Raw genomic sequence first — 19,040 nt, forward strand, 5'->3', positions numbered from 1 at the left:
GCCGGTTCGGGAACTCAAAACCAGCACTCTCGCTCGGTGTGTGATAATTCTAGTTGATTTGGAGGACGGTTGTCAATGGTTACCAAAGGCTCCAGGTCACGTTTTTGGAGTCGGTGTGGGTGCAGTTGAGGCGCACGATGTGGTCCACGAGGCTGTAGTGCCAGGCGACGCCCAGGTCGGAAAACCAATCGTCCACGCAGCAAGGCACGCCGGCGCTCGCAATAAGATTTCCCCGGTGACGACCGGATGCGATGGTTCGCGGCATTTCAACGTAAGGCAGTTCCCCCAAATAACGAGGCACCAGCGGCGACCCCGTGGCCAAAAAACCAACCGGATACGCCCCCTCGTTGTCGGCGTAATACAAATTCATCGCGCTTGTCATCGTCCCCAACTTCCCCCGGGCGGCCGCCTCCTTCGATTTGTCCACGAGATTGGCGAATTTCGGGATGGCGATGGCCGCCAGGAGGCCGACGATGGCGACCACGAGCATCAGTTCGATTAAGGTAAATCCCCGTGGCACTTTCAAAATAAACTCCACGTGGAGCCTTTGCTGTCGGTGTGATCGCAGTGGACGGCGAATTGTCCGTTGTCGGATAACATCCAAGCGGTGGGGCCTAGCACGTCCGCCCATTCCCAAATCGGCCCTGGGCCTCCCACCGTGACCAAATTGTTGGCGGGATGCGCCCCGGGATTCGTCGGAATGGTGATCGCCGGAACGGCGTCGATGTATCTTGGGACCAAGGAGTTCAATTCAAAAAAACCGTCCACCGCGGGGTAAATGCCGGCGTTGTCTGCATAGTAAATGTTAATAGCGCTGCGGATGGATCCAATTTGTCCGCGAATGGCGGCTTCGCGCGCCTTGATAACCAGGTTCGAAAATTTCGGGATCGCGATGGCCGCCAGGAGGCCGATGATGGCGACCACGATCATCAGTTCGATTAAGGTGAACCCTTTGAATTTGAGCGGTTTTGGTTTCACACCTTAAGCATGGCGCCAGGAAAGCTAAATTCAACAAAACCACCCCCCAAGAGGGGTGGATTTTTCGTAAACGGGAATGAATAACTTAGTTTTGTGTTGATAAAACGGGATAATCCGTGTATCCCTTGGCCGAACCGCCGTAAAAGGCGCCCGTGTCCGGGGCGTTCAGCGGGGCGTTGGTTTCCAGCCGCTTCGGCAGGTCCGGGTTAGCCAAAAAGGGCACGCCGAAGGCCACCAGGTCGGCGATGCCTTTGCTCAGAACTTCTTCGGCCCGGGCTTTGTCATACCCCGCGTTCACGATGAGCGGGCGGCGGGTGTGGGATCGGAAGGTCGCGGCGGGAAGGTGGGCGCCCCGTGGCGGACATCGTCCGCCGTGGTTTCCCCTCAGGTGGATGAAGGCCACGCCCCGGCGGTCCAATTCCCGAATCGCGTAGGAAAAAGTCCCCACCGTATCGGAATCGGCCATGTCGTTAAAAGTGCCCCCGGGCGAAAGCCGGACGCCCACCCGGTCCTTGTCCCAGGCTTGAATGGCCGCGTCGGTGACTTCCAAAAGCAATCGGGCCCGATTTTCCGCCGATCCGCCGTATCGGTCCGTCCGCTTGTTGCTGCCGTCCCGGAGGAATTGATCCAGCAGGTAACCGTTGGCCCCGTGGATTTCCACTCCGTCAAATCCGGCCTTTTTGGCATTCAGGGTGGCCTGGCGGTAGGCGTTGACGATTCCGGGGAGTTCTTCCAGGGCGAGCGCCCGAGGGGTCTCGTAGGGTTTGGGGCCCTGGGGCGTATAAACGGTGCCTTTGGGGGCGATGGCCGAGGGAGCCACGGGAAGGGCGCCCTTCGGTTGAAAGAGGGAATGGGAAATCCGGCCCACGTGCCACAGCTGAATCACGATCCGTCCACCCGCCCGATGGACCGCGGAGGTGATTTTGGCCCATCCGGCCACCTGGGCCTCGCTGTAAATGCCCGGTGTGTTGGCGTAGCCCTGTCCTTCGGGGCAAACCTGGGAGGCTTCGGTGATGATCAAGCCGGCCGAGGCCCGTTGGGCGTAGTATTCCGCCATGAGGTCCGTCGGGACGTTTCCTTCCGCGGCGCGGCAGCGGGTCATGGGCGCCATGACCAGGCGGTTGGGCAAGGCCAAGGGCCCCAGATTGAATTTTGAGAAAAGCATGGACATGAAATCCTCCTCTAAGTGTCTCTACAACAACGCGACACGGAGAAAATGGTTCCCGCCAAAAAAAAGGCCCGCCCCGGAGAAAAACCCCGGACGGGCCCCGTTGAAGCGGTTTAGTAATTAATAATCAACGAAACGGCCGTCAGCGAATCGCTTTTGGCGAAGGTCGGCGGGGGAAGGTTTCGGAATTTCCAACCGTAGGACACCTTGAGCGACAGGTTTGTCGACAAGGACGCGATCAACGCCGTTTCCGTGTTGACCCGGTAGTCCCGGCTTTCCTTGAAGTTGTGGAGGTATTCGGCGTCCTGACTGAAATCCGCCGTCGCCGACAACTTCCGGATGCTTCGCGTAGCCCCGGCCCGAGCCGAACTTGGTGCGTCCCGCGGTCTTCACCCGTTGTTCGTTGATACCCGCCGCCCAGCTCCGCCAGCAAGCTGTCGGTGTCGGTTTTCCAGAATTCGCGACCCAAACCGCCCGACACGTCGTAGCGGTGATCAAAGCCCGCGAAGGTGTTCCGTTCCCATTGGAACTTTTCGAAGGCGTAATTGCGGTCGTGAATTTTGCATGGAGCTTTTCGCCCGCGTAATACTGTTCGGCGGTACGTTCGCCCTTGCTTTTGGTGTTGAGGGAACCGGCCGGAAGCTCGATCAGGAAGCGCCCCGTGGTCCAGCTGAACAAGTTCGACGCGCCGATCGTGGTCGATTTGGTGTTTCCGTTGGCGCTCAGGTAGCTAAGCTGGGCCTGATCTTTCCAGGGCTTGGCGTCGTCGGCCCAAAGGGCCGCGGTGGAAAGAAGCGCCAGGGCGATCGTCGGGATTTTGCGCATGAAAGCCCCCTTATTTCTTCACGGCCGAGACGGTGGCGACCACCCGGCGGTTCTGGGCGCGTCCGGCGGCGGTGGCGTTGTCGGCGATGGGTTTGGCGTCGCCGAAGCCCGTGGCGGTCACCCGGGCGGGATCGACGGCGAATTTCTCAACGAGGACCTTCCGGACGGCGTCGGCCCGGCGCTGGGACAAGGGTTGGCTGGTGGCGGGATTGCCGGCGTTGTCGGTGTGGCCTTCAATGACCACGGTCGCCCCGGGGAAGCGGGCCAGGAAGTCCGCCACTTTTTTGATCGGCGCGTCGAATTCGGGCTTCACCACGGCCTGGCTGGGGTCGAACTTGATGTCGAGGTTCACGCTCACGGTTTCGGTGGGGCAGCCTTCGGCGTTCACCAGTTGCCCGGCGGGGGTGTTGGGGCACTTATCGTCGTTGTCCGACACGCCGTCGTTGTCGGAATCCCGGGGACAGCCGTTGGCGTTCACCGCGACGCCGCGGGCGGTGCCGGGGCATTGATCCAAGGCGTCGGCCACGCCGTCGCCGTCCGCGTCCGGCGCGGGAAGAGCCGCAACGGCTTTTTCAACGGGGGCGGATTGAACCACCGGAGGGGCCGCGGGTTCCGCCGCGGGACCCGCGGGCAGAAACACGTTGGCCATCAAACCGGCCGAAAAAAGCGTGCCTTCCGTCGTGCCGTTGGAATGGCGGTTGGCCACGTGGTGCGCCCGGATCAACGCGCCCACGCTGAAGCCGCGGCAGACGAAATATTCCAACCCGCCGCCGGCCTGGACAGCCAAGGCGGTGCGGCGGGAAACGTCCATCCGGCGCAAATCCGCCACGCCGGCGCCGACCACCCAGAAGGGGGTGAGGCGGCGATCGGCGGACACCGAATGCCAGAGGTTCAAAGTGACGGGCTGAACGATGGACCGTCCGGCGGCCGCGGCGCCCTTGGGCTTCAATTGAAGGTTGTCGTAGCCCAACATCAATTCGTTCTTTTTGGAGAAACCGAACCGGAGCCAAGCCGATCCGAAAACATCGGCGTCGGTTCCCCGGCGAAGGGATTTTCGCGCGTAGGCGTCGTTCAAGCCCAAGGCGCCGCCGAGGCCGAGACGCCCGGTGGCGTCCTCGGCTTGAAGGCCGGTCAGGGCCAGGGGGAAAATAAGAGCCAGCAATGCGATAAGACGTTTCATGGAGAACTCCTTCATGGTTTTAAAAGCTTAAGCGATGACGCTGGTGCAATGGCCGCATTTTTTCGCGGCGATGGGAACGGTGAGCAGGCACTGGGGGCAGGCTTTTTCCGTCGGGGCGGGGGCCGCGACGGGCTCTTTTTTCTTGAGGCTGTTCATGATCTTGACGACGACAAAGATCGCAAACGCCACGATGACGAAATCCACGCAGGTGGTGACGAAGGCCCCGTAATTGAGCGACACGGCCTTGGCGCCTTCCGCGGCGGGCTTGAGCGTCACGGCTTTGTCCGTGAAGTCCACGCCGCCGGTCAGCATGCCCAGGGGGGGCATGACCACGTCGTTCAAAAAGGACGACACCACCTTGCCGAAGGCGCCGCCGATCACGACGCCCACCGCCATGTCGACCACGTTGCCGCGCATGGCGAATTCCTTGAATTCTTTGACGAGAGACATGTCTTCCTCCAACAGTTTTTTAAAAAAAATCCCGCGGCGCCGGGTTCCGCCCCGCGTCCGAAATCGTTGTTTTTGTTGCGGGAGATTATTTTTTCGTGGCCGACAGGGTGGCGATGACGCGGCGATTGGCCGCGCGTCCGTCCGGCGTTTTGTTGTTGGCGATGGGGCGCGTGTCTCCGTAGCCTTTGGCGGTCACGCGTCCGGGCGCCACGTGGAACTTGGCCACGAGAACTTGGCGCACCGCGTCGGCCCGCCGCTGGGAGAGCGGAAGGCTCGTGGCGGGGTTCCCCGCGTTATCGGTGTGGCCTTCAATGACGACCGTGGTGTTGGGGAACCGGGCCATAAAATCGGCCACTTTGCCGATTTGTTCGTCGAAGGCGGGTTTGACGGCGAATTGGCCCGCGTCGAATTTGATGTCCAGCGTCACGCTCACGGTTTCGGCCGGGCAGCCGGCGCTGTTCACCAGGGCCCCCGCCGGGTGTTGGGACAGGCGTCCAAATCGTCCAGCACGCCGTCCCCGTCCGAGTCCTTGGGGCAGCCGAAGGCGTCGACGGTTTGTCCTTCGGGGGTGTCCGGGCAGTTGTCCTGGAGATCGGACACGCCGTCCCCGTCGGTGTCCTGGGCGATCACCGCGGTCGGGTGGGAATAGACGGGCGTCACGTTGGGCGGGGGCGCGGCCGCGGGCGTCGCCAATACTTTTTGGGCGCCCCGGCCGCAGTAGAAAAAAGAGGTGTAGGTGAGGGCCACGGAGGCCGCGCTGGTTTTGGGAGCGTAACGGCCGTTGGACAGGAGGTGGTGGTAATTCAGTTGAAGCCCCAAGGTGGACTTGGCGCCCACGTAGCGCTCCAGTCCCAAACCGAGTTTGGCCACCGGTTGGACGACATCGGGTCGCACGGCGCCCGGGGCGTGGACGAAAGCGGCGCCGCCCGCCAACACGAAATAGGGGGCCCAATCCTCCGGACGATTCAGCGGTTGAAGAACGCCCAGAGTCAGGGCGCGCGCGCGAATCCCGGTGCGCGCGGAACTTCCGGCGGCCGACAGGCCGTCCAGGGCGGCGATCAACTCGGTGTTGGACCCGATGCCTTCCCGCACCCATCCGGAAAGATAGAGGTCCGCCCCGGTGTCTTTTTGGACGCGGCGGGGAAAGGACATCGCCGTAGCCCACGGCGCCGCCCACGCCCCAACGTTCCCGGATGTCTTGGGCGAAAAGGGGAAAACCGATGAAAATCAAAACAAGCGGGAAAAGGGATCTGCGCATGGGAGCTCCTCGGCCGAAAACCACCGACGAGATTTTAGCGAACTTCCGGGGGGAAGGGAAGCCCCACGTCCGCGCGCCCCGGCCGATGTCGGCCGGGGCGGCGATTATTTCGGAATTTCGTTTCCGGGGATCCCCAGGGCCTTGGCGACTCCTTCGCCATAGGCGGGGTCCGCTTTGAAACAATGCGCCGCGTGTCGAAGTTGGATGTCCCGTGGAGCTCCGCCGACGGAGCGGGCCGTGTTTGCGAAAAGAGCCTGCTGTTGAGCCGGGGTCATGAGGCGAAAAAGAGCCCCGGGCTGCGAAAAATAATCCGAGTCTTCCCGGTGATCCCAATGGGCGGCGGCGCCGCTCAACGCCAAGGGCGGCTCCCCCCGCTCGGGTTGTTCCCGCCATTCAGCCTGGTTGTTGGGTTCGTAGCCGATGGTGCCGCCGAAATTCCCATCCACCCGCATGGCCCCGTCCCGATGGTAGCTGTGGGCCGGGCACCGGGGCGCGTTCACGGGGATTTGGTGGTGGTTGACCCCCAGCCGGTACCGCTGGGCGTCGCCGTAGGCGAAAAGACGGCCTTGGAGCATTTTGTCAGGCGAAAAGCCGATTCCCGGGACCACGTTGGCGGGGTTGAAAGCGGATTGCTCGACCTCCGCGAAGAAATTCTCGGGATTTCGGTTGAGTTCCATAACGCCCACCTCGATCAAAGGGTAGTCCTTGTGGGGCCAGACTTTGGTCAGATCGAAGGGGTTGTAAGGCGTTTTTAAGGCGTCCGCTTCCGGCATAATCTGGACCTTGAGGGTCCAGCGTGGGAATTCTCCCTTTTCGAGGCTTTCGAAAAGATCCCGCTGGTGGCTTTCGCGGTCTTTGCCGATCAGAGACTCCGCCTCCAGGTCGGTCAGATTGCGAATGCCCTGCTGCGACTTGAAGTGGAACTTGACCCAAAAACGCTCGTTTTGGGCGTTGAGGAAACTGAAGGTGTGGGAAGCGAACCCGTGCATGTGGCGGTAGGTCGCGGGAATCCCCCGGTCGCTCATCACGATGGTGATTTGATGGAGGGCCTCCGGCAGGGACGTCCAAAAATCCCAATTGTTCTTGGCGCTGCGCAGGTTGGTGCGTGGGTCCCGTTTGACCGCGTGGTTCAGATCCGGGAATTTCAGCGGGTCGCGGAGGAAAAAGACGGGGGTGTTGTTGCCCACCATGTCCCAGTTGCCCTCCTCGGTGTAAAACTTTACCGCGAAACCGCGGATGTCCCGTTCGGCGTCCGCCGCGCCGCGTTCTCCGGCGACCGTCGTGAACCGAGCGAAGAGCTCGGTTTTCTTACCGACGGCCGAGAAAAGTTTGGCGCGGGTGTAGCGGGTGATGTCGTGGGTGGTCGTGAACACGCCGTAGGCGCCGGAACCTTTGGCGTGCATGCGGCGCTCGGGAATGACCTCCCGGTCGAAATGGGCCAATTTTTCCAGGAACCAGACGTCTTGCAAGAGTTGGGGGCCGCGCGCTCCGGCCGTCATCACGTTTTGGTTGTGGGCCACGGGACAACCGGCGGCGGTGGTCAATTTTTTTTCGTCATTCATGAAGGAAACTCCTTTGGTTTGATGGACCCGCGCGCTCGCGGGGCAAGCCCTTTGTTGTGCGCTCAATCGGTGGCCCCGCGCCCCGGCCGACATCGGCCGGGGCGGCGAGCCCGGGTGGGACCCCCGTTTTAAGCGAGGGCGTCGGCCACCCGGCCCACAAGATTCGCGCCGGGTTTTAGGGTTTTTGCGCCCTCCGACCAGTTGGCCGGACAGGCTTCCTGGGGATGCTGGGCGAGGTAGACGTTGGCCTTCACTTTACGCACCAGTTCCTCCGCGCTTCGGCCGACGTTGAAGAAGTTGATTTCGGACCCGGTTAATTTGCCGTCCGGCGCGATGATGAACGTGCCGCGGAAGGCCAAACCGCTGGCTTCGTCCAAAACGCCGAAGAGGCGGCTCACGGCGCCGGTCGGGTCCGAGGCCAGGGGGTAACGGACGTCTTTGAGGAGTTTTTCCTCCCGTCGCCAAGCGAGGTGGACGAACTTGGTGTCCCGGCTCACGCCGAGCACCTGGGCGCCGGATTTGGCGAGCTCGTCCTGTTGGCGGGCCACGTCGGCCAATTCCGTCGGACACACGAACGTGTAGTCGGCGGGGTAAAACACGAGGACGGTCCACTGCCCTTTCTTGCGCGCTTCGGCCAGCGAGAAAGTGCCGAACTCCCCCGACCGGGGGTCGTAGACGTCCATCTGGAAGTCAGGGACGACCTGACCGATTTTTGCGGTGTCGCTCATAGCTCCTCCTTCAATTTTCGCGTCAATGAACCAAAAAACTGCTCAACATCCAGGCGGCCTTGTCGTGGGCGGCGATGCGTTCCACCATCAGGTCGACCGTCACGTCGTCCCCCGCCCGCTGGGCGGCGTCCAGGGCCGCTTTCGCGCCTTGGGTCAGGGCCCGGTGGCCTTTTTCCAGGGACCGGACCATGTCGTCGGCCAATTCCTCGTTTTGGGCTTCGGGGAGGCTTCCGAGCGCCAAAAATTCCTTCATCGATCCCGGCGCCCGTTGGCCCAGGGCCCGAAGACGCTCGGCCACCTCATCGACGGCGTCCGCGAGCTCCTCGTATTGGGATTGGAACTGGGCGTGCAGGGGGGCGAAATGGGGCCCCACCACGTTCCAGTGGAAGTTTTGGGTTTTAACGGTGAGCCGGTAACTGTCGGCGAGGACCCGGGTCAGGGCCTCTACGACGACGGACGGAGCGGCGGGTTTGAGCGGGGCGGCGTTGGTCATGGCGTTCCTCCTGGAATTTCTTGACCCCATTCTACCCCGTGTCATACAATAGATCAAATCGATTGTGTGAATACGTTAAATAGGAGTATTCAATAATGGAAATGCAGGAATTGCGCTACGCGGCGGCGGTGTATCGGGAACGGCATTTCGTCCGGGCGGCGAACCGCGCGCACGTCAGCCAGCCGACGTTGAGCCAGGGGCTGAAAAAACTGGAACGGGAGCTGGGCGCCGCCCTCTTTGAGCGGTCCCCCCGGGGGGTGCGCGTGACCCCGGCGGGCGAAAAGTTTATCCACAAGATCTTGCCGGCGTTGGCCGCCCTCGACGGCGCGGCGGAGGACTTAATAGCGGACGCGGGAGAGCCCACCGGGGTGGTTCGACTGGGCGCGATCCCCACCGTGGGCCCGTACGTGGTGCCCCGCGCCCTGCCCCTCCTGCGAAAATGCGCGCCCCGGTTGACGGTGGAAATCCACGAAGTCACGACCTCCCTGTTGCTCGGCCAATTGAAGGACGGCCGACTGGATTTGGGCCTGCTGGCGTTGCCCGTGGGGGAGCGCGGGTTCACGGCCCGGCCCTTTGGAGAGGAGCCCTTCCGGCTGGCCGTGGCTCCGGACCACCCGTTGGCGCGAAAAAAAACCGTTTCGGTGCGGGACTTGGCGGAGGAGCGAATGTTGGTGCTTCAGGAGGGTCATTGCTTTCGCCAGCAAAGCCTGGCTTTTTGCAAAATGGCGGCCAACGATCCGCGCGTTATTTTTGAAGGCAGCAGTTTGGGTTCGGTGATGCGGTTGGCGGCGGCGGGGGAAGGCGTGACGCTGGTTCCCCGAATCGCCGCGGATCCGGGGGAGAGCCCGGGCCTTCGATTCATCCCCTTTGAGCGACCGGAACCCCGGCGGCAAATCGGTGCCCTGTGGCGCTCGGGCGCCGCGGGCACCCCGGGTCAAAAAGCCGTGCTGGAGGCCTTGGCCCGAGCCTGGACCTCGGCGGTGGAGGAAGGGGAAAAGAAGGTTTAGCGGACCCCGGCGGTTTCCCGCAGGGGAGCGCTTTGGTAGGCCCGGTAATCGATGTCCGGGAAAATGTTGTCGGCGCCTTCGATCGGAGCGAGAGGGCCTTCTTCCATCCGGTTTTCGTTGATCCGGTGGAACAAATCCAAAAATCGTCCGATGTGGTCCCGGGTGCGCTTCTCCGAGTATTGACGGGCGGTCCCGACCGTCATCAAAAACGCCCAGTCCGACGATTGGGCCAGTAAAAGCTCCCGGGCCGCCTGGTTCAGGTAGCGCCGAAGTATTCCGTCGGCGTGGGGGTGGATGTTGGCCAGGCGGATCATCCGCTCGGCGGCGATGTGCAGATGGGGGTAGATCCAGTCGTTGGAGGCGTTCAGCCACACTTCGTGGTAGCCTTTATCGCCCCAGCTGGACGGCTCGGGCTCGACGATCTGTTGTTCCGGCACCTGGGCCAAGTATTCCACGCCGTTGGTGGTCTTAAACAGGTTTTGATCAAAGTGGATTTTGCGAAGCAGGCATTCCAGGAAGTCCGGACCCTCGAACCACCAATGGCCGAAGAGCTCCGCGTCGTAAATGGACGTCACCACGGGGGGCCGGTTCATCACGCCTTTTAAATATTCGATTTGCCTTTCCCGATTGAAAAGGAAGTTCCCCGCGTGGGCGGCGGCGGTTTCCCGGGCCCGGGCCGGTTGGTAGGGTTCCTTGTCGGCCAGGGCCACCCGGCCGGTGACCCGGTGGTATTTGATGCCGATGTTGCGCCGCACGCCGTCTTCGTGCAAATAGGGCCGGATGTAGTTGTAGTCCAAATCGTAGCCCACGTCCCGGTAGAATTCCCGATAGGACAGATCGCCGGGGTAGCCCTGCTCGGCGGACCAAACCTGTTGGGCGGTTTCCATGTCCCGTCCGAAAAAGGCCACCCCGCCCGGGGCGAAGATCGGCGCGAACACGCCGTGGCGCGGCCGGGGTTTTCCAAAAAGCAGGCCGTGGGAATCCAGGAACGAAAAAGAAATGCCCTCTTCTTTTAAGAGCGCGTCCACGCCCGGGGCGTAGGCGCATTCGGGCAACCAAATGCCCCGGGGGGGGCGGCCGAAATGCCGTTGGTAATCGCGCGACGCCACGCGGATTTGGGCCCGCCGGGATTCCTCGTGGATCATGAGAGGCAAATAGCCGTGGGTCGCGCCGCAGGTGATGATTTCCAAAAGGCCGTGGTCCTGGAGAGCCCGGAAACGCTGCAGCAGCCGGCCGCCGCAGGCGTCAACAATCTCCCGCACGCGGCGGAAGCGGGAGAGATACATTTGGGCGGTTTCTTGGTAGGCGGAGGGCAATTGGCGGGTGCGCAGAACTTCTTTTTCCGCCAGCTCGATCAGGGTGTTCAGTTTGACGCGATAGCGGGACATGAGCAGTTCGTCCGCGAGCATGTTGCAAAGAGGCGGCGTGAGGCTCATGGTCAGGCGGAAATGGATGTTTTCCCCGGCCAGGCGCTCCATCATGTCCAGAAGCGGCACGTACGTTTCCGTGATGGCTTCGTAGAACCAATCTTCTTCGAGGAAATCGGGATATTCCGGATGGCGCACGTAGGGCAGGTGCGCGTGCAAAACGAGGTTTAAAAACCCCTGGGGCGCCGGCGTCATGGGAGACGGGCCCGGGCCGTCATGGCGGCGTCACTCCCGCCCTTTACGCGTTTCGCGGGAGACGATGAATTCCACCGAGCGCGACAAGTCCCCGTCGGCGTTGGTCGCCCGGATGGGAAAATGCTGCTGGCCGTCGGGCAGGGCGAAGCGGAAGGAGAAGGTGCCGTCGAGGTTCAGCGGAATCGGACGGCCCTGGAACGTGACCCGCGCGTCGGGTTCCGTGGCGCCGTAGACGATGACTTCGCAGTCGGCCACGAGCCAAAATCCTTTGGGGCGCCCCGGGGGGCGGCTCCAGCTGGCGCCGCCGGGCGAGGTCGGAAAGCTGGAAAGGGAGGACAGGCCCCGCAGCAGTTCCCAACGCTGGGCGAGCATTTTGGCCATGTCGAGCGAGCCGGCGCCCAGGCGGCCACCGCCCGAAAGCTCGAACAGGCGTTCCCACTCCGCCTTGAGGACGCCCCATTTCTCATCGAAAAGATCGGAGACCTCGCCGGAAGGGAGGCGGATTTTGTTGGAAACGGCCAACAGGACAAAGCGTCCGTCCGGGAGAATCAGGCCGAGTTCCGCGTGCCATTGGCCGTCGCCCCGGGGAGAATAGACGTACCAATTGCGGGCGTCCAGATTGACGTCGACGTCGAAGGCCGTGCGTTTCCCGCCGTGCTCGGCGTGGAGGCGGAGGACCGGACGGCCCCGGGAGATCTCGGAACCGAACTGGCGGCGAACTTCGTCCCAGGTGTAGGGGGCCACTTCCCAATAACAGTACATCCAACGGGGATCGCGGGGGAGCAGAACCAGGCGGGTGGTGCCGTAGTCCCGGGGCAGGGGGCCGGTTTGAGGCGGGGTGGCCGGCCGCCCGGATAAAAAAGACGATGGGGTGTTGAGATGCGATGTCATGTTCGTGGCCCGGGTCCGCCGGGAAAAACCGATCCGGCCCTTGCTCCCCGCTTTGGGTGTGACCGGATATATGAAAGTGCGAGACCCACGCAAACTGTCCCCAAATAATGTGTGGGATTTCTTAGGACAAAATATCAAAAATGCATTAAAAAGAAAAGGCAAACATGACACTTAGGGTAAGGCTTTCCCGGTCCTTCGACCCGCCAAAACAATCGAACGATCCCCCCATTCTTAAGTGGCCGTGCGCCGGAATCGCTGAACGCTCCAAGCCCCCGCCCCCAAGGCGAGCAAGGCCAGGGCCCCAAGATTAATCCAATAAAAAGACCCGATCGATCCTTTCAGCATCAAGTGCCGCATCAGCGCGACGAAAAACCGGAGGGGGTTGAGCCAGGAAAAAGGGACCACCGCGGCGGGTATATTTTCCAAAGGCGCCATGACCCCGACAATTGGATGGCCGGAAACAAAAACAGAAAACCGCCCATCATCGCCTGTTGTTGGTTTTTGGCGAAGGTCGAAATCAACGTGCCGATCGCCACTGTCGTGCAAACGAAAACCAACGAGGCCAGCCCCACCGCCCACAGGGGACCGCGAAAAGGCACCTGGAATCCCAGAACGCCGACCGCCAGCACGAGGGGAACGTCCGCCATGCCGAGGATCACGTAGGGCAGAGTTTTCCCGACAAAAATCTCCCACCGGGCCACGGGCGCGGCGATCAGGGTTTCAAACGTTCCCAGTTCCCGTTCCCGGGCCATGGACATGCTGGTCAGGAGAATCGTCACCAAGGTCAGGATCAGCCCCATCACCCCGGGCACCAGGTAGTGGGAGGTGGTTAGGGTTGGATTGTAGAGGACGCGGACGTCGAAGGCCACCGGCGGAGCGGGGCCCCTCCCGAGGCGGTCCCGGAGGGTTCGGGCCAGAAGGGCTTGAACGTAATTTTCGACGACGCGGGCCTTGGTGGCGTTGGTCGCGTCGACCAGGAGTTGAAGCCGGCCTTCCCCCCGCGCCAGCGCCCGGTCCAGTGTTTCCGCCGGAGCCACCAAGGCCGCGTCCGCCCGGCCCGCGAGAATCGCTTCGACGGGGTCGGCGTCCGTTCCGCGGGCGGGGCGAAACCACCCCGACGCCAGCGCCCGACGGTGGAGGTCCTGGGCCAGGGCGTCTGTCGGCGCGGCGTAAAGGGCCAGTTGAACGTTTTTAATTTCGTTGGACAAGGCCAGACCGAAGACGGTGATCTGCACGACGGGAATCGCGAAAATGATGACCCGCATGCGCTTGTCCCGCAGGGCCTGGATGAATTCTTTTTTCAAAAAGGCCCGGATCGTCGGATTGACCCTCACGGTTCCAGGTCCCGTTTGAATTTTTTCGTCGCCAAGGCGACAAGCCCGGTGGCGATCAAGGCCAACGCCCCCAGGGGAACGGCCAATGCCCGGAGGCCCGCCCCTTTCAGGAAAATCCCCCGGCAGCAATCGATGAACCAACGGGGGGGGAGGAGCGACGTGAGAACCCGGAAAAAAGCGGCATGCTCTCGACGGGAAAGATGAAGCCCGAGAGGAGCGTGGCGGGCAAAAGCCCCGTGATGTTGGACAGTTGCATGGCCAGCTGCTGCTGGCGCGTGACGACCGAAATCAGCAGGCCCTGGGCCAAGGTGCAGGCCAGAAACAAAACGCAGGCCAGGAGGAACACGAGGTGGCTTCCCCGAAAAGGGACCCCGAAGGCCAACCGCGCCGCGCCGTAAACCAGCGTCACGGCGCCGAGGCAAAGCCCCATGTACGGAGCCAACTTGCCGAGGATGATTTCCAAAGGACGGACCGGGGTGGAAAGCAGCAGTTCCATGGACCCGGTTTCCCATTCCCGGGCCACCGTGAGGGCCGTGAGCAGGATCGAAAGAACGCCGACCGCCACCACGAACAATCCGGTCACGATGAACCAGCGGCTGTTGAGTTCCGGATTAAAGAGGAAGCGGGTGCGGAGCTCCACGCCTCCGGCGGGCGGCGCGGGGGACCACCGACGGCCGGCGGCCCGCTGAAGGCCCCCCAGGTAACTGCCCACCACCCCGGTCGTCTGGTTGTCGGAGCCGTCCAGCACCACTTGGACCCGCGTCGGCACGCCGTCGGCCACGCGGCGGCCGAAGCCGGGGTCGATGAAGAGCGCCGCCTTGGCCCGGCCTTCCTCCAGCCTCCCCAACGGCGTGAGGCCCGCCGCCGGCGGCCGGGGTCGGAAATAGGCGGCGCTCGAAAAAAGGTCCACGAGTTCCCGGGACGCCCGGCTCTGGTCGTGGTCCACCACGGCCAAAGCGATCCGCTTCACGTCGAAGTCCAGGACGTAGCCGAAAAATACGACGAGGAAAACCGGCACCCCCAGGGCCATGGCCAAGACAAAGGGGTCCCGCAGAATGTGATGGACCTCTTTTCTCGCGACGGCGCGGGCGCGGCCCCAATGAAACGCCGGTCGACGCGGAGTCAACGATCCCGCCCTTCCACCAGGCGGATGAACACGTCTTCCAGGGACGGAGACACCGTTCGGGCGGTCAAGGCGGGGGAACGTCCGAGGAAATCCGCGAAAGCGCCTTCGTCCCGGATCAGGGCGTGGTGATAGAGGCCGTGGGGAACCACCGTGAGCGCCGCGCGGGTCCGTAGCTCTTCCCGCCACCCCGCGAGGGGTTCCCCGGCCCACTCCAACTCCACCAGGCGTTCCGGAAAGGCGTCCCGCTTCAAATCCGCCGGCGCGCCCAAGGCGATGACGCGTCCGGCGCGCATGAGGGCGATCCGCCCGCATTCCTCGGCCTCGTCCATGTAGTGCGTGGTGACGAACACGGTGCGCCCTTCCCCGGCCAGCCGCCGGATCAGGGACCAAAACCGGGCCCGGGCGGCCGGGGACACCCCGGCGGTGGGTTCGTCCAAAAAAACGACGTCGGGTTCGTGCAACAACGCGGCGGCCAGGGACACTTCCTGTTTCAATCCCCCGGGGAGATCCCGCACGAGGGCGTTTAAGGGATGGTCGAAACGGACAAACGCCAACAGCCGCCGGGCGCGCTCCCGAAAAAGGGTGGACGGAATTTTGCGAAGACCGGCCGCGAACTCGAGGTTTTCCGCGACGGTTAAATCGTTATACAGGGTGAATTTTTGGGACATGTAACCCACCCGTTTTTTAATCGCGTCGGCGCCGTCGGCGAAGGAGAGTCCCGCGACCCGGGCGACGCCTTCGGTGGGGGCCAGGAGGCCGGTCAAAACCCGGATCGTGGTGGTTTTCCCGGCGCCGTTGGCGCCCAAAAAGCCGAAGATCTCCCCGCGCTCCACGGAAAAGGTCACGCGGTCCACGGCGGTGAAACCCCCGAAGCGGACCGTGAGGCCTTCGGTTTCAACGGCGGGAGTCACCGGCCGTCCCCGGCCGGGCGCGCGCCTTCCGCCCGGCGGATGAAATACTCGGAAAACCCGCGGACGCCTTCCCGGGCCAAAAGGTCCCGGGGCGCGCCGTCGGCCAACACCCGGCCGTTTTCCATCAAATGCACGTGGCCGCACCGCTCGGCTTCGTCCATGTAGGCCGTCGCCACGATGATTAGAAGGCCGTCCCGCCGGAGGTCGTGCAGCAGATCCCAAAATTCCCGGCGGCTGATGGGGTCCACGCCGTTGGTGGGCTCGTCCAACAGAAGCGCCGTGGGGGTTCGGAGCAGGGCGCACATGAGCCCCAGTTTTTTGTACATCCCGCCCGAAAGTTTTCCCGCCGGCCGGTCCTGGAATTTATCCAACCGCGTCAAACCCAGCAAACGCGCCCGCCGCTCGCCGTACACGGCCGCCGGGATTTGGTAGAGGTCCCGGAAAAAATCCAAATGCTCGGCGATGGAAAGGTCGCCGTACAGGCTTTGTTGTTGGGGCATGTAGGCCAAGCCCGGGCGGGCCTCTTCCAGCGAAAGGGAACGTTCCCCGTCTCGGTAGTGGACGACCCCCGCGTCGGGGCGCAGGAGGCCCACGAGCGTTCGAAGCAGGGTCGTCTTGCCGGCGCCGTCCGAGCCGATCAACCCGTGCAAGCCGCCCGCGGTGAAGTCGGCGGTGACCCCGTCCAGGGCGTTGTGGGAACCCAAACGTTTATGAAGACCGACGGCGCGGAGGGCGAGGGGCATGGGGGCGCGGGGCCCGCCGGGGCGGTTAAAAGGCGGCTTCGACGGTCATCCCGGGCTTCAGGGCGCCGTCGGCGTTGTCGAAGGCCACTTTAACGCCGAAGACCAGGCGCTCCCGCTCGGTCCGGGTTTGAACGTTTTTGGGCGTGAATTCGGCTTCGCCCCGGACGTAAACGATGGCGCCCGCCGCCGCCCGGTCGCCCAATTCGGGGAGCGTGGCGGCCACTTTTTGGCCGACGGTCAGACGCGCCATCACGGGCGCGGCCACGTAAAAATAGGCGTAGGGGTGGGCCGCGTCCGCCAGCGTGACCAGCGGCTGGGGCGGCGCCGCCCATTCGCCGGGTTCCCGATGGCGGTGAAGAACGAGGCCGTCCAACGGGGCGCGGAGGTCGCACCAGGAAAGGCGAAGGGCGGTGTCGTCGCGCTTAAATCGCAGGCGGTCCAGGGCCTCGTCGGGCAATGAGCCGTTTTTATTTAAGGAGGCGCCGCGCCGGAAATCCCGGTCGGCCAAATCGGCCGCCAAACGAAGGTCGTCGCCGTCCAGACGAACGACCAGTTGGTCTTTGTTGACGGCGTCGCCTTCCCGCACCGCCACCTCGCGGATCAATCCGGCCACCCGGGGGGACAGCTCGACCTCGGTGACCTCCAGCGTCCCCGCGTAACGGAAAGGCCGCCGACAGCCCCACCGCGCGGCGGCCGCTCCGAGAACGAGCGCCGCGGCCACCAGCGGAATAATTTTTTTTCTCATGGGGACACCGATCCTTTTGTGGAGAGGAATTCCATCACCGCCAATTGGGACAATTCCGCCAGACGGGAACGCGCGAGGGCGGTTTGGGCGTCCAGCAGTTGAAGGTTGGCGCTTTGCACTTCCAGAAACGGCGTCCGTCCCGCCCGATAGGCGTCGTAGGTGAGACGCGCCACTTCCGTCCGTTCTTCGATGGCCGCGCGGTTGAGGTCGGTTTCCTCCCGGGCGCCCGCCCAGCGATCCCGGGCCTTGGCCCAGTCCCGACGGAGGTCTTCTTCGCCCTGCCGCCGCCGCTCCCGGGCGGCCCGCGCCAGGGACTCCTGCTCGTCGGTTTCCCGCACCGCCCGCCCTCCTTCAAACAGGGACCAACGAAGCGTGGCGCCCGCGCTGTTTTGCGTGATGGTTTCGTGCACGGGGCCGTTGGGGTAATCCCGGCTGCTTCGGGCGGAGAGAACCACGGCGGGGCCGTGGCCGCCGCGCAGTCCGGCCGCGGCGCGGTCCGCGGCGCGGGCCTGGTTTTCCAGGGATTGGAGATCCGGGTGGCGGGCGTCGAAAGGGTATTCCATCGCGGGGGCGAACCGCGTCAACAAGGACGCCTCGTCGTCCAACGCCACCGTGGCCGACGGTTCCGTTACCTCCGCCGGGCGGGCGATGCCCCGGGGCCACGGGCGGGTTAAATCGACGTCGACGGCCTGGTTGGCGAGGGCGAGCAGATCCCGGAGGGCTCCGGCCAAATCCGTTTGGGCTTCGCGCAGGGCGCGGCGCCGGGCCAACACTTCGCCGTGGGCCTTGAGCGTGTCCTCCCGGCTGGCCGCGCCCGCGGTTCGCCGCAGGTCGATGTCGTGGTGCTGGGCCTGGGCCAGTCGGAGGGCGTCCGCCACCAGCCGCAATCGTTCCAGGCATCCCCGCGTTTGAAAATAAGCCATCCGCACCGCCAGTCGAAGCCGGCGTTCCGCACCGTCCCGGTCGTTGGCCCGGGCGCCCGCGAGCGCCGTGAGGCTTTGAGCGGAGGACCGCAGGGAGCCGAAATCCCACACCGTCCAGGTCAGGGTGGGGCCCAGGGAATAGTTCCGGTGGTCTCCCATTTCAACGGGAGGGGCGGCCGGGGTGGGGCGAAAAGCGGGAATCTCGGACAGGTAGCGAAGATTCCCGTCCAGCGAAAGCGCGGGCGCCCGCCGCCCGTTTTGGGCCCGGGCCCGAAACTCCGCCGCGGCCTCGGCCGCCCCCTGGGCCGCGAGTTGCGGCGATCGGGCCACGGCCGACGCTTCGGTCGCCGCGAGCGACAAATTCAGATCCTGGGCCCGCAAAAGCGCCGGGGCCCAGAGAAGAAGCGCGAACCCGCTTTTCCAGCGGCTCACGCGATCCCCAGCCCGCGCACTGCGGCCCGCACGCGTCGGTCAATGCCTTCGTCGGTCAAAACGGCTTCCTCCACCCGGGCCAGCGGCTCGCCGTAGGGGCGCTTGGCCCCCGCCCGCCGCAACCCCGCCACAAAAAGACTGGGAAGACCGACGGACGACATGAGAAAAGACATTGCCGCCGCCGGCGGCCACGTGGCCAAGCCGCCACGCCTTTTGAGTTCGTCCACCAGCCCGCGCAGGATGGCCAAATGCCGACCGAAGTTTGTTTTAAGAAAGTCCAACACTTCGGCGTCTCCGCGGACGGCTTCCTCGAGAAGGGAAAGCCCCAATTGACGGTGGTCCCGAACGAAACGCCCGAGGTACCGGAGGGCCTCGATCAGGCGCTCCCGGGGCCCGCCCCGGGCTTCCGCTTGGCGAAGGGAGAAATCCCGGAAGAATTCTTCGTAAAGGGATTGAAGAAGTTGCCGTTTGAAGGCCCGCATGGTTTTGAAGTGGTAATGGAACATGCCGGGGTTGACCCGCGCCCGGCGCGCGGCGGCGCGAACGGACAATCCGCCGAACCCGCGCTCGTCGAGCAGGGTGCGGCCGGCGGCCAAAAGGCGTTGATCCAGATCGTTGGAAGGGCGGGTCATTGTAATTATCCGGGCGCATAATTATACACACG

20 protein-coding genes and 2 pseudogenes are annotated in these 19,040 nt (G+C 63.7%); 1 reads left to right on the forward strand and 21 read right to left on the reverse strand.

The genetic code is table 11. From position 1 onward, the window contains the following. Positions 1-79: 79 nt before the first annotated feature. The 12 genes from IPP68_01555 to IPP68_01610 form a co-directional block, all read right to left on the reverse strand. Positions 80-526, reverse strand: coding sequence for a prepilin-type N-terminal cleavage/methylation domain-containing protein (locus IPP68_01555; protein MBL0349049.1), 447 nt, complete (start codon positions 524-526; stop codon positions 80-82). Beyond that, positions 523-930: a hypothetical protein gene (locus IPP68_01560; protein ID MBL0349050.1), complete on the reverse strand. Its 408-nt coding sequence runs from the start codon at positions 928-930 to the stop codon at positions 523-525. Before IPP68_01560 ends, IPP68_01555 begins: the two co-directional genes overlap by 4 nt. Positions 931-1,063: 133 nt before the next feature. Beyond that, positions 1,064-2,149, reverse strand: coding sequence for an alkene reductase (locus IPP68_01565; protein MBL0349051.1), 1,086 nt, complete (start codon positions 2,147-2,149; stop codon positions 1,064-1,066). A gap of 110 nt (positions 2,150-2,259) precedes the next feature. Then, positions 2,260-2,478, reverse strand: coding sequence for a DUF481 domain-containing protein (locus IPP68_01570; GenBank protein ID MBL0349052.1), 219 nt, complete (start codon positions 2,476-2,478; stop codon positions 2,260-2,262). Further along, a complete protein-coding gene (locus IPP68_01575) occupies positions 2,385-2,849 on the reverse strand; it encodes a DUF481 domain-containing protein (GenBank protein ID MBL0349053.1) in 465 nt (154 codons plus the stop codon). Before IPP68_01575 ends, IPP68_01570 begins: the two co-directional genes overlap by 94 nt. Positions 2,850-2,981: 132 nt before the next feature. Further along, on the reverse strand, positions 2,982-4,166 hold the full coding sequence (locus IPP68_01580; protein MBL0349054.1) for an OmpA family protein: 1,185 nt from the start codon (positions 4,164-4,166) through the stop codon (positions 2,982-2,984). A 12-nt stretch (positions 4,167-4,178) separates the two neighbouring features. After that, on the reverse strand, positions 4,179-4,601 hold the full coding sequence (gene mscL, locus IPP68_01585; GenBank protein MBL0349055.1) for a large-conductance mechanosensitive channel protein MscL: 423 nt from the start codon (positions 4,599-4,601) through the stop codon (positions 4,179-4,181). A gap of 85 nt (positions 4,602-4,686) precedes the next feature. Then, on the reverse strand, positions 4,687-5,064 hold the full coding sequence (locus tag IPP68_01590) for an OmpA family protein (protein ID MBL0349056.1): 378 nt from the start codon (positions 5,062-5,064) through the stop codon (positions 4,687-4,689). Continuing rightward, positions 5,061-5,753: a thrombospondin type 3 repeat-containing protein gene (locus IPP68_01595; protein ID MBL0349057.1), complete on the reverse strand. Its 693-nt coding sequence runs from the start codon at positions 5,751-5,753 to the stop codon at positions 5,061-5,063. The genes IPP68_01590 and IPP68_01595 overlap by 4 nt, the downstream gene beginning before the upstream one ends. A 210-nt stretch (positions 5,754-5,963) precedes the next feature. Further along, positions 5,964-7,421 carry a catalase gene (locus IPP68_01600; protein MBL0349058.1) on the reverse strand — a complete coding sequence of 486 codons (1,458 nt, stop codon included), beginning with the start codon at positions 7,419-7,421 and terminating at the stop codon, positions 5,964-5,966. A 128-nt stretch (positions 7,422-7,549) separates the two neighbouring features. Further along, complete coding sequence (locus IPP68_01605; GenBank protein MBL0349059.1) at positions 7,550-8,149, reverse strand: redoxin domain-containing protein; 600 nt, start codon at positions 8,147-8,149, stop codon at positions 7,550-7,552. Between the two features lie 22 nt (positions 8,150-8,171). Beyond that, the gene (locus IPP68_01610; protein MBL0349060.1) at positions 8,172-8,642 is read right to left on the reverse strand and encodes a DNA starvation/stationary phase protection protein; all 471 of its coding nucleotides are present in this window, start codon (positions 8,640-8,642) and stop codon (positions 8,172-8,174) included. A gap of 95 nt (positions 8,643-8,737) precedes the next feature. Between IPP68_01610 and IPP68_01615 the strand changes: the two genes are divergently transcribed. Further along, on the forward strand, positions 8,738-9,649 hold the full coding sequence (locus IPP68_01615) for a hydrogen peroxide-inducible genes activator (protein ID MBL0349061.1): 912 nt from the start codon (positions 8,738-8,740) through the stop codon (positions 9,647-9,649). Here the strand turns inward: IPP68_01615 and IPP68_01620 are convergent. From IPP68_01620 to IPP68_01660, 9 genes and pseudogenes are all read right to left on the reverse strand, one after another. Further along, the gene (locus tag IPP68_01620) at positions 9,646-11,271 is read right to left on the reverse strand and encodes a DUF1957 domain-containing protein (GenBank protein ID MBL0349062.1); all 1,626 of its coding nucleotides are present in this window, start codon (positions 11,269-11,271) and stop codon (positions 9,646-9,648) included. The two genes, IPP68_01615 and IPP68_01620, sit on opposite strands and share 4 nt — an antisense overlap. A 30-nt stretch (positions 11,272-11,301) precedes the next feature. After that, on the reverse strand, positions 11,302-12,162 hold the full coding sequence (locus tag IPP68_01625) for a DUF4912 domain-containing protein (GenBank protein MBL0349063.1): 861 nt from the start codon (positions 12,160-12,162) through the stop codon (positions 11,302-11,304). Positions 12,163-12,393: 231 nt separating this feature from the next. Further along, positions 12,394-13,427, reverse strand: a pseudogene (locus tag IPP68_01630) (ABC transporter permease). Positions 13,428-13,492: 65 nt separating this feature from the next. Beyond that, positions 13,493-14,622 (reverse strand): annotated as a pseudogene (locus IPP68_01635) (ABC transporter permease). Next, positions 14,619-15,533 carry an ABC transporter ATP-binding protein gene (locus tag IPP68_01640; protein MBL0349064.1) on the reverse strand — a complete coding sequence of 305 codons (915 nt, stop codon included), beginning with the start codon at positions 15,531-15,533 and terminating at the stop codon, positions 14,619-14,621. Before IPP68_01640 ends, IPP68_01635 begins: the two are co-directional and overlap by 4 nt. After that, positions 15,530-16,276 carry an ABC transporter ATP-binding protein gene (locus IPP68_01645; protein MBL0349065.1) on the reverse strand — a complete coding sequence of 249 codons (747 nt, stop codon included), beginning with the start codon at positions 16,274-16,276 and terminating at the stop codon, positions 15,530-15,532. The genes IPP68_01640 and IPP68_01645 overlap by 4 nt, the downstream gene beginning before the upstream one ends. A gap of 25 nt (positions 16,277-16,301) precedes the next feature. Next, entirely contained in the window at positions 16,302-17,021 is a 720-nt protein-coding gene (locus tag IPP68_01650) for an efflux RND transporter periplasmic adaptor subunit (protein ID MBL0349066.1), read from the reverse strand. Next, positions 17,018-18,376, reverse strand: coding sequence for a TolC family protein (locus IPP68_01655; protein ID MBL0349067.1), 1,359 nt, complete (start codon positions 18,374-18,376; stop codon positions 17,018-17,020). Before IPP68_01655 ends, IPP68_01650 begins: the two co-directional genes overlap by 4 nt. After that, complete coding sequence (locus IPP68_01660) at positions 18,373-19,008, reverse strand: TetR/AcrR family transcriptional regulator (protein MBL0349068.1); 636 nt, start codon at positions 19,006-19,008, stop codon at positions 18,373-18,375. Before IPP68_01660 ends, IPP68_01655 begins: the two co-directional genes overlap by 4 nt. Positions 19,009-19,040 lie beyond the last annotated feature (32 nt).

Source organism: Elusimicrobiota bacterium (genome assembly GCA_016722575.1).
In the GTDB taxonomy this organism is placed as follows: Bacteria; Elusimicrobiota; Elusimicrobia; order FEN-1173; family FEN-1173; genus JADKIY01.